This window comes from Kitasatospora sp. NPDC092286, assembly GCF_044755565.1.
Classification (GTDB): Bacteria; Actinomycetota; Actinomycetes; order Streptomycetales; family Streptomycetaceae; genus Kitasatospora.
This window is the reverse complement of sequence record NZ_JBIVRD010000001.1, coordinates 300,023-314,532: the sequence shown is the minus strand read 5'-3', so window position 1 is coordinate 314,532 and position 14,510 is coordinate 300,023. Positions and strand designations below refer to the sequence as shown.

The following is a 14,510-nucleotide window of genomic DNA, read 5'->3' as shown; positions in this document are numbered from 1 at the left end:
CTGTGGTAGGGCCAGCGCGGCCCGTTGATACCACAACTCCATTCATCATTCAGGAGCAGCAGTGAAGCGCAGCAAGGCTCTGAAGGCCGCGGACGCTCAGGTCGACCGCGAGCGCCTTTACGCCCCCCTCGAGGCCATCCGCCTCGCCAAGGCGACCAGCACCACCAAGTTCGACGGCACCGTCGAGGTCGCCATGCGTCTGGGCGTCGACCCGCGCAAGGCCGACCAGATGGTCCGCAGCACCGTGATCCTCCCGCACGGCACCGGTAAGACCGCTCGGGTCCTGGTCTTCGCGACCGGCGAGCGTGCCGAGGCCGCGCGTGCTGCGGGCGCCGACATCGTCGGCTCCGACGAGCTCATCGACGAGGTCGCCAAGGGCCGCCTCGACTTCGACGCCGTCGTCGCCACCCCGGACCTCATGGGCAAGGTCGGCCGCCTCGGCCGCGTGCTCGGTCCCCGTGGCCTGATGCCGAACCCGAAGACCGGCACCGTGACCCCGGACGTGGCCAAGGCCGTGAACGAGATCAAGGGCGGCAAGATCGAGTTCCGCGTCGACAAGCACTCGAACCTGCACTTCATCATCGGTAAGGTCTCCTTCACCGACGAGCAGCTGGTTGAGAACTACGCCGCCGCGCTGGACGAGGTGCTCCGCGCCAAGCCGTCCGCCGCCAAGGGCCGCTACATCAAGAAGACCGCGGTCTCCACCACGATCGGCCCCGGCATCCAGGTGGACCCGAACCGCACCCGCAACCTCCTGGTCGAGGAGGACCCGGCCGCCCTCTGAGCCTCCCGCTCCGACCGGTAGCCGCGTCCTGGGCGCAGCAGTAGTCCGTACGACGGGCCCGTACCCCTTTCACCGGGGGTGCGGGCCCGTCGTCGTTCCCGGACCGGGACCGGGGCGGGGCGCGACCGGTGCGCGGTCCGTCGTACGCTCGGCCGGTCCGCGCATGTGATCGATCAGCCGACCGCCGGAGTGTTGCCGTGCCGCCAGCCCTTCGACCCGCCGCCCTCGTGGCGGCCCTGTTGCTGCTCGGCGCCACGGCGGCGTGCAGCGGGATGGGAGTGCCGGGGAACCGCACCCCCGACGGCGAGCGGGGCACCGTCCGGCCGCCCAAGCAGGTCCTGCTCTCGGCCGTCCGGACGCTGGACGACGCCGGCGGCGCGCGGGTCGACGTGGTCGAGGAGGGCCCGGCCGGGCGGCGCACCGCGAGCGGCACGCTGGTCTGGGGCGCCCGCGACACGGCCGATCTGACCGTCACCGACGAGCTGGGCGCCGGCCTGCTGACCGCCCGGAACGGCGCGCTCGACCTCGCGTACCAGGGCGGGCCGGCCAGGCACGCGGACCGGGCCGACGCCGAGTCGCTCGACCCGCGCGCGGCGGCCGGCGCCGGCCCGGGCGGCTACGCGGGCGGCTGGATGACCGGGCTGGTCGCCAACCCGGGCGGCCGGGCGTACACGATGGCGCTGACCGGCAGGTTCACCTCGCTCGGTGGCGAGGAACTGGCCGGCGGCACGGTGGCGCACTACCGGGCCACCGCTCCGGTGACCGACTTCTTCGGCGCCGACCAGGGGCTCACCGCCGACCGGCTCGCCGCGGTGCTGGCCTACTACCGGGAGCGCGGGGTCACGGCGATCGGCTACGACTTCTGGGTCGCGCCGGGGGACCGCCTGCTGCGGCTGCGCGCCACCGCCCAGGGGACCGGCGCGACCGTGGTCACCACGACGGACGTCTCCGAGCCCGGGGCGGGTACGGAGCCACCGGCCGCGACGGACTGAGCCGCCGGGGGCCGCGCGTTGTGGCCGGGCGGACCTGGCGATCCGTTAGAGTCCGCTGCACATGAGCTGAGAATCAGCTTGGAGTTCGATCACACGGGGGACCCCCCATGCGCGCTCCGCGCCTCGCTTCCGTCGCCGTCGCCGTCACCGCGGCCGACGTGACGGGCGAGGGGGAGGCCGGGGCGATCGGGATCCGGGTGGTCGGCACGGACGGCGACCTCGGCGGCGAGAAGGACCTGCTCGCGCTCTTCGGCCGAGCCCGCCCGGCTCGCGTACGAGGGGGGTGGCGGCGGCAGGTCGCGGAGCGGGTGGCATGGTGAGCGGGGAGCGGAGCCGCCGGGACGGGTGGCCGGTCGAAAGGGGAGTCGGGCAATGGTGGTGCGGCGGCGACTGGCGGCCACGGTGGCCGCCGTGCTGCTGGCGAGCGGTCTGACGGCGTGCGGCCAGGCCTCCGGCCTCTCGCCGGAGCCGTCCGGCACCCCGACCCCGACCGCGACCAGCGCCTCCCCGACCGGCCCGGCCAAGCCGACCGACCGGTCGCCGCACGGTGTCCTGCTCTCGGCCCAGCTCGCGATGCAGACCGCCCGCCGGGCCAAGGTCAGCTACCGGCTGGGGGCGGACGCCGGCTCCGGACCGTTGTTCTGGCAGCCGAAGACCGCCCTCCAGGTCAAACGTTCCACCCCGGCCGACGCCGAGCAGCTGATCGTCGTGGACACCGTGGCCTACCAGGGCGGCGACACCGCCACCGCGGCCCGGCTGGGCGGGAAGCACTGGGAGCGGTTCTCCGGCGAGCCGGGCCAGGACGGCCACCGGGAGATCCCGTACGCGGGGCTGATCGACCTGCTCAACCCGGTCGAGGCGCTGGCCGCCGCCACCGCCGAGGGGACGGACCCGCAGTACGTCGGCGAGGAGAAGTTCGACGACTCGACGGTGGAGCACTACCGGGTCACCACCAGCGCCGAGCGGTACGCGGCCGCCCAGACCCAGCTGAGCCAGGCCCGCCGGGACGGGCTGCGGGCCGCGCTGGCCCCCGGCGGCTCGGTCTCGCTGACCCTGGACCTCTGGCTGAACGACAAGGACCAGCTGGTCAAGCTGGAGCGCACGGGGACCGGGGACAGCGGCCGGGCGGACGACTCGGTGCTCTACACCGACTTCGCCGGCCCCCTCTCGGTGCAGGCCCCCGCCGAGGCGGACACCAAGGACGTCGGCACCCGCACCGTCTCCTCACTGGCCCGCTGACCGCGCCGCCGGCCGTTCCGAGGGGCCGACCTGCGCCGATTTGCCCCGGACGGCGGAGTCCGGCTACTGTTACCGGAGCCAAAGACCGCTGGTTGTCGCCGTGCCTCCGCGAGGAGTACGGGACCGAAGGATCTGCGACTTGTCGCAGGCAGCCCGCGCAGGAGTGTTTGGAGCTTGGACTTCCGGGTTCGCGCGTCTCGCGTGCACCTGTCGAGGTCGAACTGAGCCCCGTGCGCCTGCGCACCGGGGCTCATCTGCTTTTCCGCAGGAGCTTTCCTTCCGTACGACCGGTCGGTCCGAGGCACAGATGGTCGACTTTCGCGGTCGGCCCGACTTCGACATCACGGAAGGAGGCGTAAGCCTATGGCAAGGCCCGACAAGGCTGCCGCCGTCGCCGAGATCACGGACAAGTTCCGTGCCTCGAACGCGGCCGTGCTGACCGAGTACCGCGGTCTGACGGTGAAGCAGGTTAAGACCCTGCGTCGCTCGCTGGGTGACAACGCCCAGTACGCCGTGGTGAAGAACACGCTGACCAAGATCGCTGCCAACGAGGCCGGGATCACGGAGCTGGACGACCTGTTCGCGGGTCCGACGGCTGTTGCCTTCGTCACCGGTGACCCGGTGGAGTCGGCGAAGGCTCTGCGTGACTTCGCCAAGGAGAACCCCGCTCTCATCATCAAGGGCGGTGTCCTTGACGGCAAGGCGCTGACCGCCGATGAGATCAAGAAGCTCGCGGACCTCGAGTCCCGCGAGGTGCTGCTCGCCAAGCTGGCCGGCGCCATGAAGGGCAAGCAGTCGCAGGCTGCCGCGCTCTTCCAGGCCCTGCCCTCGAAGCTCGTCCGCACTGTGGACGCGCTTCGCGACAAGGTCGAGCAGGGCGGTGCCGGTACGCCGGCTCCCGCCGCCGAGGACGAGGCCGCGGAGTAGTACCACCATGTCCCTCCAGGACGTGGCCGCAGGCTGACCGCCTCGCTGCGGGCCCGTGCCCGCCCAACCCGTACATACGGCACCACCTGCCGATTTAGTGGAAGGACGCCAATCATGGCGAAGCTGTCCCAGGACGAGCTGCTCGCGCAGTTCGAGGAGCTCACCCTCATCGAGCTCGCCGCCTTCGTGAAGGCCTTCGAGGAGAAGTTCGACGTCACCGCTGCCGCCCCGGTCGCCGTGGGCATCGCTGCCCCGGGCGCCCCGGTCGAGGCCGCTGAGGAGCAGGACGAGTTCGACGTCATCCTCGAGGGTGCCGGCGACAAGAAGATCCAGGTCATCAAGGAGGTGCGCACCCTGACCTCCCTCGGCCTGAAGGAGGCCAAGGACCTCGTTGACACCGCTGGTGCCAAGGTCCTGGAGAAGGTTGCCAAGGACGTTGCCGAGAAGGCCAAGGCTGCCCTCGAGGCCGCCGGCGCCAAGGTCACCGTCAAGTGACTTGTTCCCGGCCCTGACGGCCGGGAGGCAGTACCCCCGAGCCCCCTCTGAGGGGGCCCGAGGCCGGGCCGATCACCCTTGCGGGTGGTCGGCCCGGCCTTTTCGCGTACCCGGCCCCAGCGGGCCCCCAGGAGGCCCGCCGCCAGTGTGGCCGAGAGCCCACTCGGCACTGTCGGTGCGGGCGGGTATGGTGATCGCTGTCATCGTCTGTGGCCCCCACCACGGCTTCTGTAACGCCAGGGGGCTTCCGGCCGATGGACGGGTCGAGGTCCGCGCCGGAGGCCGGCCCTTGACGAACCAGGCGCGGCGCGCGATTCTCAAGGCGCGAGTCCGCCCGGTTGGTTCGCCGCTGGATGCATAACCAGCGGCTTCAGCGGGAAGTGACTCCACGTGAGTTATGGGGCCCGGCGGTGTCCGGGCCAGTGCAGTACCCGGTGGACGTACGCGTCCGCCGGCTACCGGGAGGAGTCTCCGATTCGGTCTCCGAATCAGAGCTGGACAGCAGTGTGCCGTTTGGCTACACTGTCCCTTTGCGCTGCCTGTTAGCTGCTCCGTGACTCGTCGCCCGGAGTCGGCGTTGCCCTGAAGGGGTCTGGCACTGCCTTCGCAAAACGGCTCTGACCTGGGATTTCGATCCCGGCGGAGGCCAGTGGCGGAAGGCGGCACCAAACCCGTCCAGGCCCGGCTGGTACGCGCGCAGTGAGCTCCGAGCCCTCGGAAGGACCCCCCTCTTGGCCGCGCCGCGCAACGCCTCGAACAATTCCGCCGCATCCACCGCCCCGCTCCGCGTCTCGTTCGCGAAGATCAAGGAGCCCCTTGAGGTCCCGAACCTCCTGGCCCTGCAGACCGAGAGCTTTGACTGGCTGCTCGGCAACGCGGCCTGGAAGTCCCGGGTCGAGGCGGCCCTGGAGAGTGGTCAGGACGTCCCCACGAAGTCCGGTCTGGAGGAGATCTTCGAAGAGATCTCCCCGATCGAGGACTTCAGTGGGTCGATGTCGCTGACCTTCCGCGACCACCGTTTCGAGCCGCCGAAGAACTCGATTGACGAGTGCAAGGACCGCGACTTCACGTTCGCCGCCCCGCTCTTCGTCACGGCCGAGTTCACGAACAACGAGACCGGTGAGATCAAGTCTCAGACGGTCTTCATGGGCGACTTCCCGCTCATGACCCACAAGGGCACGTTCGTGATCAACGGCACCGAGCGTGTCGTCGTCTCCCAGCTCGTCCGTTCCCCCGGTGTCTACTTCGACTCCACCCTGGACAAGGTGTCCGACAAGGACATCTACTCCTGCAAGGTCATCCCCTCGCGTGGTGCCTGGCTCGAGATGGAGATCGACAAGCGTGACATGGTCGGTGTCCGCATCGACCGCAAGCGCAAGCAGTCCGTCACGGTGCTGCTCAAGGCTCTCGGCTGGACCAACGAGATGATTCTCGAGGAGTTCGGCGAGTACGAGTCGATGCGCGCCACCCTGGAGAAGGACCACACCCAGGGCCAGGACGACGCGCTGCTGGACATCTACCGCAAGCTGCGTCCGGGCGAGCCGCCCACGCGTGAGGCCGCGCAGACGCTGCTCGAGAACCTCTACTTCAACCCGAAGCGCTACGACCTCGCGAAGGTCGGCCGCTACAAGGTCAACCGCAAGCTGGGCAACGCCGAGTCGCTGGACTCCGGCGTGCTCACCGAGCCCGACATCATCGGTGCGATCAAGTACCTGGTGAAGCTGCACGCGGGCGAGACCGAGTGGCGTGACGACGCCGGCCGCGACATCGTGGTCGAGGTCGACGACATCGACCACTTCGGCAACCGCCGCCTGCGCAACGTCGGCGAGCTCATCCAGAACCAGGTCCGTACGGGTCTCGCCCGTATGGAGCGCGTCGTGCGCGAGCGCATGACCACCCAGGACGTCGAGGCGATCACGCCGCAGACCCTGATCAACATCCGGCCGGTCGTCGCCTCCATCAAGGAGTTCTTCGGCACCAGCCAGCTGTCGCAGTTCATGGACCAGACGAACCCGCTGTCGGGCCTGACCCACAAGCGCCGTCTGTCCGCCCTCGGCCCCGGCGGTCTCTCCCGTGAGCGCGCCGGCTTCGAGGTCCGTGACGTGCACCCCTCGCACTACGGCCGCATGTGTCCGATCGAGACCCCCGAAGGCCCGAACATCGGTCTGATCGGGTCGCTGGCCTCGTACGGCCGGGTCAACGCCTTCGGCTTCATCGAGACCCCGTACCGCAAGGTCGTCGACGGTGTGGTCACCGAGCAGGTGGACTACCTCACCGCCGACGAGGAGGACCGCTACGTCATCGCCCAGGCGAACGCCCCGCTGACCGCGGACCTGCACTTCGCCGAGCCGCGTGTCCTGGTCCGCCGCCGTGGCGGCGAGATCGACTACATCCCGGGCAGCGAGATCGACTACATGGACGTCTCGCCGCGCCAGATGGTGTCGGTCGCGACCGCCATGATCCCGTTCCTCGAGCACGACGACGCCAACCGCGCGCTCATGGGCTCGAACATGATGCGCCAGGCGGTGCCGCTGCTGAAGAGCGAGGCCCCGCTGGTCGGCACCGGCATGGAGTACCGCTGCGCGGTCGACGCCGCCGATGTCATCACGGCCGAGAAGGCGGGTGTCGTCCAGGAGGTCTCGGCCGACTACGTCACCGTGGCCAACGACGACGGCACGTACACCACGTACCGCGCCGCCAAGTTCACCCGCTCCAACCAGGGCACCGCCTTCAACCAGAAGGTGCTCGTGGACGAGGGCGCCCGGGTCGAGTCCGGCCAGGTGCTCGCGGACGGTCCCTGCACCGACGAGGGCGAGATGGCCCTCGGCAAGAACCTGCTCGTGGCGTTCATGTCCTGGGAGGGTCACAACTACGAGGACGCGATCATCCTGTCGCAGCGCCTCGTGCAGGACGACGTCCTCTCCTCGATCCACATCGAGGAGCACGAGGTCGACGCCCGTGACACCAAGCTGGGCCCCGAGGAGATCACCCGGGACATCCCGAACGTCTCCGAGGAGGTCCTCGCCGACCTCGACGAGCGCGGCATCATCCGCATCGGCGCCGATGTCGTCACCGGCGACATCCTGGTCGGCAAGGTCACCCCGAAGGGTGAGACCGAGCTGACCCCGGAGGAGCGCCTGCTGCGCGCGATCTTCGGTGAGAAGGCCCGTGAGGTCCGCGACACCTCGCTCAAGGTGCCGCACGGTGAGTCCGGCAAGGTCATCGGCGTCCGCGTCTTCGACCGCGAAGAGGGCGACGAGCTGCCCCCGGGCGTGAACCAGCTGGTCCGCGTCTACGTGGCCCAGAAGCGCAAGATCACCAACGGTGACAAGCTCGCCGGCCGTCACGGCAACAAGGGCGTCATCTCCAAGATCCTGCCGGTCGAGGACATGCCGTTCCTGGAGGACGGCACCCCGGTCGACATCATCCTGAACCCGCTGGGTGTCCCGTCCCGAATGAACCCGGGACAGGTCCTGGAGATCCACCTCGGGTGGCTCGCCAAGCAGGGCTGGGACGTCTCCGGCCTCGCCGACGAGTGGGCCCAGCGCCTGCAGGCGATCGGCGCCGACACCGTCGAGGGTGGCACCAACCTCGCCACCCCGGTCTTCGACGGCGCCCGCGAGGACGAGATCACCGGCCTGCTGGACAACACCACCCTCACCCGTGACGGTGAGCGCCTGGTGAACTCCACCGGTAAGGCCCGGCTGTTCGACGGCCGCTCCGGCGAGCCGTTCCCGATGCCGGTCTCGGTCGGCTACATGTACATCCTCAAGCTGCACCACCTGGTCGACGACAAGCTGCACGCCCGTTCGACCGGTCCGTACTCGATGATCACCCAGCAGCCGCTCGGTGGTAAGGCGCAGTTCGGTGGTCAGCGCTTCGGTGAGATGGAGGTGTGGGCCCTTGAGGCGTACGGCGCGGCCTACGCGCTGCAGGAACTGCTCACCATCAAGTCCGACGACGTTCTCGGCCGCGTGAAGGTCTACGAGGCCATCGTCAAGGGCGAGAACATCCCCGAGCCCGGCATTCCCGAGTCCTTCAAGGTGCTCATCAAGGAAATGCAGTCGCTCTGCCTCAACGTGGAGGTGCTGTCCTCGGACGGCCAGTCCATCGAGATGCGGGACTCCGACGAGGACGTGTTCCGCGCCGCCGAGGAGCTCGGCATCGACCTGTCCCGGCGCGAGCCCAGCAGCGTCGAAGAGGTCTGACGGAGGTTGGGCCGGCTGCCCGCTGAGCAGCCGGCCCGCCCCCAGGCCCCCCTCAGACCACATGAACGACTCTCGACTTACGAAAGAGGGCTTGACGACCAGTGCTTGACGTCAACTTCTTCGACGAGCTCCGCATCGGCCTGGCCACCGCCGACGACATCCGCCAGTGGTCGCACGGCGAGGTCAAGAAGCCGGAGACCATCAACTACCGCACCCTGAAGCCCGAAAAGGACGGCCTCTTCTGCGAGAAGATCTTCGGCCCGACCCGGGACTGGGAGTGCTACTGCGGTAAGTACAAGCGCGTCCGCTTCAAGGGCATCATCTGTGAGCGCTGCGGCGTCGAGGTGACCCGCGCCAAGGTGCGCCGTGAGCGGATGGGCCACATCGAGCTGGCCGCTCCGGTCACCCACATCTGGTACTTCAAGGGTGTCCCGTCGCGTCTGGGCTACCTGCTCGACCTGGCGCCGAAGGACCTCGAGAAGGTCATCTACTTCGCCGCCTACATGATCACCTGGGTGGACGACGAGCGCCGTCAGCGCGACCTCCCGTCCCTGGAGGCGCACGTCTCGGTCGAGCGTCAGCAGATCGAGAACCGCCGCGACTCCGACCTCGAGGCCCGTGCCAAGAAGGCCGAGACCGACCTGGCCGAGCTGGAGGCCGAGGGCGCCAAGGCCGACGTGCGCCGCAAGGTGCGCGAGGGCGCCGAGCGCGAGATGAAGCAGCTGCGCGACCGCGCGCAGCGCGAGCTCGACCGCCTCGACGAGGTGTGGGCCCGCTTCAAGAACCTCAAGGTCCAGGACCTCGAGGGCGACGAGCTGCTCTACCGCGAGCTGCGCGACCGCTTCGGCACCTACTTCTCCGGCTCGATGGGCGCGGCGGCCCTCAAGGACCGCCTCGAGACCTTCGACCTGGCGGAGGAGTCCGAGCGTCTGCGCGAGATCATCCGCACCGGCAAGGGCCAGAAGAAGACCCGTGCGCTGAAGCGCCTCAAGGTCGTCTCCGCGTTCCTGCAGACCACCAACAAGCCCAACGGCATGGTGCTGGACTGCGTCCCGGTCATCCCGCCGGACCTGCGTCCGATGGTGCAGCTGGACGGTGGCCGCTTCGCGACCTCCGACCTGAACGACCTGTACCGCCGCGTCATCAACCGCAACAACCGCCTGAAGCGCCTGCTCGACCTCGGTGCCCCCGAGATCATCGTGAACAACGAGAAGCGCATGCTCCAGGAGGCCGTCGACGCGCTGTTCGACAACGGCCGCCGCGGCCGTCCGGTCACCGGCCCGGGCAACCGCCCGCTGAAGTCCCTCAGCGACATGCTGAAGGGCAAGCAGGGTCGTTTCCGTCAGAACCTGCTCGGCAAGCGAGTCGACTACTCGGCCCGTTCGGTCATCGTCGTCGGCCCGCAGCTCAAGCTGCACCAGTGCGGTCTGCCCAAGGCCATGGCGCTGGAGCTCTTCAAGCCGTTCGTGATGAAGCGCCTGGTCGACCTGAACCACGCGCAGAACATCAAGTCGGCCAAGCGCATGGTCGAGCGCGCCCGCCCGGTCGTGTGGGACGTCCTCGAAGAGGTCATCGCCGAGCACCCGGTTCTGCTGAACCGTGCGCCCACCCTGCACCGCCTCGGCATCCAGGCCTTCGAGCCGCAGCTGGTCGAGGGCAAGGCCATCCAGATCCACCCGCTCGTCTGCACCGCGTTCAACGCGGACTTCGACGGCGACCAGATGGCCGTCCACCTGCCGCTCTCCGCGGAGGCGCAGGCCGAGGCCCGCATCCTGATGCTGTCCTCGAACAACATCCTGAAGCCGGCCGACGGTCGCCCCGTCACCATGCCGACCCAGGACATGGTGCTCGGTCTGTTCTTCCTCACCTCGGACCGCGAGAACGTGAAGGGCGCCGGCCGCACCTTCTCGTCGACCGCCGAGGCGATCATGGCCTTCGACGCCCGTGAGCTGGACGTCCAGGCCCCGATCGAGCTGCGTCTGCCGATCGGCACCGTCCCGCCGCGCGGCTGGACCCCGCCGGTGGACGAGGACGGCCAGTCGTCCTGGTTCGAGGGCGAGTCCTTCCGCCTGAGCACCACCCTGGGCCGCGCGCTCTTCAACGAGCTGCTGCCCGAGGACTACCCGTTCGTCGACTACGAGGTGGGCAAGAAGCAGCTCTCCGCGATCGTCAACGACCTGGCCGAGCGCTACCCGAAGGTCGTCGTCGCGGCGACCCTGGACAACCTGAAGGCGGCCGGCTTCCACTGGTCGACCCGTTCCGGTGTCACCGTCTCGATCTCCGACGTCGTCGTCCCGCCGAGCAAGGGCCAGATCCTTGAGGGCTACGAGGCGCAGGCCGAGAAGATCCAGAAGCAGTACGAGCGCGGTCTGATCACCAACGACGAGCGCAAGCAGGAGCTCATCGGCATCTGGACCCGGGCGACCAACGAGGTCGCCGAGGCCATGAACGAGAACTTCCCGAAGACGAACCCCATCTTCATGATGGTCGACTCGGGTGCTCGTGGAAACATGATGCAGATGCGTCAGATCGCCGGTATGCGTGGTCTGGTGTCGAACGCGAAGAACGAGACGATCGCCCGTCCCATCAAGGCGTCGTTCCGTGAGGGCCTGTCCGTGCTGGAGTACTTCATCTCCACCCACGGTGCCCGTAAGGGTCTGGCCGACACCGCTCTGCGTACCGCCGACTCCGGTTACCTCACCCGTCGTCTGGTCGACGTCTCCCAGGACGTCATCATTCGCGAGGAGGACTGCGGCACCGAGCGCGGCCTGAAGCTGGCGATCGGCTCCGTGGGCGTCGACGGTGTGCTCCGCAAGGCCGACGACGTCGAGACCAGCGTCTACGCCCGCATGCTCGCCGAGGACATCACGGTGGACGGCAAGCTCCTTGCCACCGCCAACACCGACCTCGGTGACGTGCTGATCGACGAGCTGATCCGCCACGGCATCGGCGAGGTCAAGACCCGCTCGATCCTGACCTGTGAGTCGGCCGTCGGCACCTGCGCCATGTGCTACGGGCGTTCGCTGGCCACCGGCAAGCTGGTCGACATCGGTGAGGCGGTCGGCATCATCGCCGCCCAGTCCATCGGTGAGCCCGGTACCCAGCTGACCATGCGTACCTTCCACACCGGTGGTGTGGCCGGTGACGACATCACCCAGGGTCTGCCCCGTGTCGTCGAGCTCTTCGAGGCCCGTACCCCCAAGGGTGTGGCCCCGATCTCGGAGGCCCAGGGCCGGGTCCGCATCGAGGACACCGAGAAGACCCGCAAGCTGGTCGTCACGCCGGACGACGGCACCGACGAGATCGCCTACCCGGTCTCCAAGCGTGTGAAGCTGCTCGTCAGCGAGGGCGAGGCGGTCGAGGTCGGCCAGAAGCTGACCATGGGTGCCACCAACCCGCACGACGTGCTGCGGATCATGGGCCAGCGTGCCGTCCAGATCCACCTGGTCGCCGAGGTCCAGAAGGTCTACAACTCGCAGGGTGTGTCGATCCACGACAAGCACATCGAGATCATCATCCGGCAGATGCTCCGCCGTGTGACGATCATCGAGTCGGGCGACGCCGAGCTGCTCCCGGGCGAGCTCGTCGAGCGCGGCCGCTTCGAGACCGAGAACCGTCGGGTGGTCTCCGAGGGCGGTCACCCCGCCTCCGGCCGTCCGCAGCTGATGGGTATCACCAAGGCCTCGCTGGCCACCGAGTCCTGGCTGTCGGCCGCCTCCTTCCAGGAGACGACCCGGGTCCTCACCGACGCGGCGATCCACGCCAAGTCGGACCCGCTGCTGGGCCTCAAGGAGAACGTCATCCTCGGTAAGCTCATCCCGGCCGGTACGGGTCTGCCCCGCTACCGCAACATCCGGGTCGAGCCGACCGAAGAGGCCAAGGCCGCGATGTACTCGGCCGTCGGCTACGACGACTACGACCTGTCGCCCTTCGGCGCCGGCTCCGGCCAGGCGGTTCCGCTGGACGACTACGACTACGGCCCCTACACGGGCTGACGGTCTCGTACCGCAGGGCGGTCACCCCGATTCGGGGTGGCCGCCCTGCGGCGTTTCGGGGGCGGTCACCGCCGGGCCGCGCGCCAGTCCTCCAGCCGCCGGATCCGGGTGTGGGGGTCGGGGTGCGTGGAGAGCAGACGGGCGACCAGGCCCGGCCGCACCTGCCGGCCCCCGTTGGCCCTCCGGGCGGCTTCGAGCTCCGCCGCCTCCGCGGCCCGGAAGGTGTGCAGGACCTCCAGCATGGCGTCGGCGAATCCCGCTTCGGCCGCTTGCAGATCGGCCCGGAGCTCGGAGCGCCGGCCGACCGCCGCGATCAGGTAGGGCGTGACCAGGACCATCAGCAGCGGCGGGAAGACGAGCGCGGCGGCGACGGCCAGGGCGCCGCAGGCGATGGCCACCGCGAGGGCGCCGAGACCGGAGAAGAACGCGGTGAAGTGGAACAGGAAGGACGCCGCGAACCGGAACGCCAGCCAGGTGAGCCGGCCCGGCAGGGAGTACCAGTAGCCCAGCAGGGTGGCCCAGGCGTGACCGCCGCGGTGGTGGCCGAGTTCGTGGGCCAGGACGCCCGCGAGCTGGGCGGGCGGGAGCTTCTCCAGCGAGTAGCGGGTGACGCTGACGATGTGTCCGGCCGCCGCCGAGGCGTTGAGCTGGTGGTTCTCCTCGATCCAGAGGTCGTAGACGGAGCCGTCCACACCGGCCTTCATGGTGACCTGCTGCCAGATCGGCTCCAGCCGTTCCAGGTCGGAGCGGAGCGGGACCCGCAGATGGAAGAGGTAGCGGGCGAGCAGGCGCTCGGTGGGGCGGTGGAAGACCAGGGCGCCGGAGGCGACCCAGAGGGCGATCACCAGGTAGCCGAGGGCGGTCGGGAGGAGGAGCGAGAGCAGCCAGACCGTGGCCAGGCTGCAGAGGAAGTGCGGGAGCTGGAGGGCCAGCTGTCCGAGTGTGGTGGCGTCCGCGCCGCGCTGGCGGGCGGCGAGGTGGACCCGGCCGGTGTGCGGTGCGATGTCGACGGCAGGGTCGACCGGCCGGTCGGCGGACGGCTGCGGGGCCGTCTTCGGGGGCGCGGGGGGCGCCGTCCTCGGGGGTGTGGGGTACGGCGGTGCGACGGGTGGGACGGTCGGGTACGTCGGGGCGGGCCGGCTTTCGCCCGTCGGCGTCGGGTACTGCGGAGGGATCGTCGGGCACTGCGGTGGGGCGGGCTGGGGCGCGGCCGGATAGGTCGGCTCGGACATGGCGGGATCCTCGGTGATGGGCGCGCGGGAACGGCGCCGGGCACGGTCGACGAGTGGTGCGGCGGTGCGGACGGACGTGCGGGAGGGGTCAGCCGATGAGCAGGGCCGTGACCAGCAGCAGCATCCCGAGCCCGAAGGAGAACACCCCGGTCCGGACCCAGCGGTGCTTCCGGGAGACGATCAGGCTGGTGTCGGCGAGTGCCGTCAGCACGCCCTCGGTGGCGAGCCGTTCGGTGTCGGCGAGGGCTTCGGCCAGCAGGCCCTGCCGGGTGGCGCGGCGTATGTCGCCGAAGTAGGCGAGCGGACGCCCCGGGCACCAGGTGCTCCGCCGGTAGCGGGGCAGGACCGCGAGCAGGAGCGAGAGCAGCGAGGCGGCCAGGCCGGCGGCGCCGGAGATCAGGAGCACCTCGGCCGGCCCGGCGAGCCGCTCCGGGCGCCAGTCGCCGCCGGCGAGCAGGCCTCCCAGGACTCCGACCAGCACGCCGAGGGCGGCGACCAGGATGGCGGCCTTGCTGTCCGCGCGGGCTATCTCGGTGCGCAACTCGGCGAGCAGCGCGGTCCCGCCGGCCGAACCGGCGGTCGGAGGCGGAGTGGGGGACGGCGCGGGGGACGGTGTGGGGGCGGTGGGCATGGTCGGC

The 14,510-nt window shown here is 69.7% G+C and carries 10 protein-coding genes; 8 read left to right on the top strand and 2 right to left on the bottom strand.

Annotated elements, in window-relative coordinates:
- Nucleotides 1-61 precede the first annotated feature (61 nt).
- From rplA to ACIQIB_RS01475, 8 genes are all read left to right on the top strand, one after another.
- Complete coding sequence (gene rplA / locus ACIQIB_RS01510) at nt 62-784, top strand: 50S ribosomal protein L1 (RefSeq protein WP_363605858.1); 723 nt, start codon at nt 62-64, stop codon at nt 782-784.
- A gap of 197 nt (nt 785-981) precedes the next feature.
- Complete coding sequence (locus tag ACIQIB_RS01505; protein WP_363605857.1) at nt 982-1,776, top strand: hypothetical protein; 795 nt, start codon at nt 982-984, stop codon at nt 1,774-1,776.
- A 107-nt stretch (nt 1,777-1,883) separates the two neighbouring features.
- Complete coding sequence (locus tag ACIQIB_RS01500; RefSeq protein WP_363605855.1) at nt 1,884-2,096, top strand: hypothetical protein; 213 nt, start codon at nt 1,884-1,886, stop codon at nt 2,094-2,096.
- Between the two features lie 52 nt (nt 2,097-2,148).
- Entirely contained in the window at nt 2,149-3,015 is an 867-nt protein-coding gene (locus ACIQIB_RS01495; RefSeq protein ID WP_400654506.1) for a hypothetical protein, read from the top strand.
- A gap of 363 nt (nt 3,016-3,378) precedes the next feature.
- A complete protein-coding gene (gene rplJ / locus ACIQIB_RS01490) occupies nt 3,379-3,942 on the top strand; it encodes a 50S ribosomal protein L10 (RefSeq protein ID WP_363605851.1) in 564 nt (187 codons plus the stop codon).
- 114 nt (nt 3,943-4,056) lie between these two features.
- Nucleotides 4,057-4,437: a 50S ribosomal protein L7/L12 gene (rplL, locus tag ACIQIB_RS01485; RefSeq protein WP_363605850.1), complete on the top strand. Its 381-nt coding sequence runs from the start codon at nt 4,057-4,059 to the stop codon at nt 4,435-4,437.
- 731 nt (nt 4,438-5,168) lie between these two features.
- The gene (gene rpoB, locus ACIQIB_RS01480; RefSeq protein ID WP_363605848.1) at nt 5,169-8,645 is read left to right on the top strand and encodes a DNA-directed RNA polymerase subunit beta; all 3,477 of its coding nucleotides are present in this window, start codon (nt 5,169-5,171) and stop codon (nt 8,643-8,645) included.
- Between the two features lie 101 nt (nt 8,646-8,746).
- The gene (locus ACIQIB_RS01475; protein ID WP_363605846.1) at nt 8,747-12,640 is read left to right on the top strand and encodes a DNA-directed RNA polymerase subunit beta'; all 3,894 of its coding nucleotides are present in this window, start codon (nt 8,747-8,749) and stop codon (nt 12,638-12,640) included.
- A gap of 65 nt (nt 12,641-12,705) precedes the next feature.
- Here the strand turns inward: ACIQIB_RS01475 and ACIQIB_RS01470 are convergent, their stop codons facing one another.
- The gene (locus ACIQIB_RS01470) at nt 12,706-13,872 is read right to left on the bottom strand and encodes a M48 family metalloprotease (RefSeq protein WP_400756179.1); all 1,167 of its coding nucleotides are present in this window, start codon (nt 13,870-13,872) and stop codon (nt 12,706-12,708) included.
- An 88-nt stretch (nt 13,873-13,960) separates the two neighbouring features.
- Nucleotides 13,961-14,503: a Pycsar system effector family protein gene (locus ACIQIB_RS01465; RefSeq protein WP_363605844.1), complete on the bottom strand. Its 543-nt coding sequence runs from the start codon at nt 14,501-14,503 to the stop codon at nt 13,961-13,963.
- Between the last annotated feature and the right edge of the window lie 7 nt (nt 14,504-14,510).

Excerpts from the sequence above, each read along its gene's own strand:
- rplL (WP_363605850.1), top strand. The coding sequence starts at position 4,057 with ATGGCGAAGCTGTCCCAGGACGAGCTGCTCGCGCAGTTCGAGGAGCTC.
- ACIQIB_RS01465 (WP_363605844.1), bottom strand. The coding sequence starts at position 14,503 with ATGCCCACCGCCCCCACACCGTCCCCCGCGCCGTCCCCCACTCCGCCT.
- ACIQIB_RS01500 (WP_363605855.1), top strand. The coding sequence starts at position 1,884 with ATGCGCGCTCCGCGCCTCGCTTCCGTCGCCGTCGCCGTCACCGCGGCC.
- ACIQIB_RS01470 (WP_400756179.1), bottom strand. The coding sequence starts at position 13,872 with ATGTCCGAGCCGACCTATCCGGCCGCGCCCCAGCCCGCCCCACCGCAG.
- rplJ (WP_363605851.1), top strand. The coding sequence starts at position 3,379 with ATGGCAAGGCCCGACAAGGCTGCCGCCGTCGCCGAGATCACGGACAAG.
- ACIQIB_RS01495 (WP_400654506.1), top strand. The coding sequence starts at position 2,149 with ATGGTGGTGCGGCGGCGACTGGCGGCCACGGTGGCCGCCGTGCTGCTG.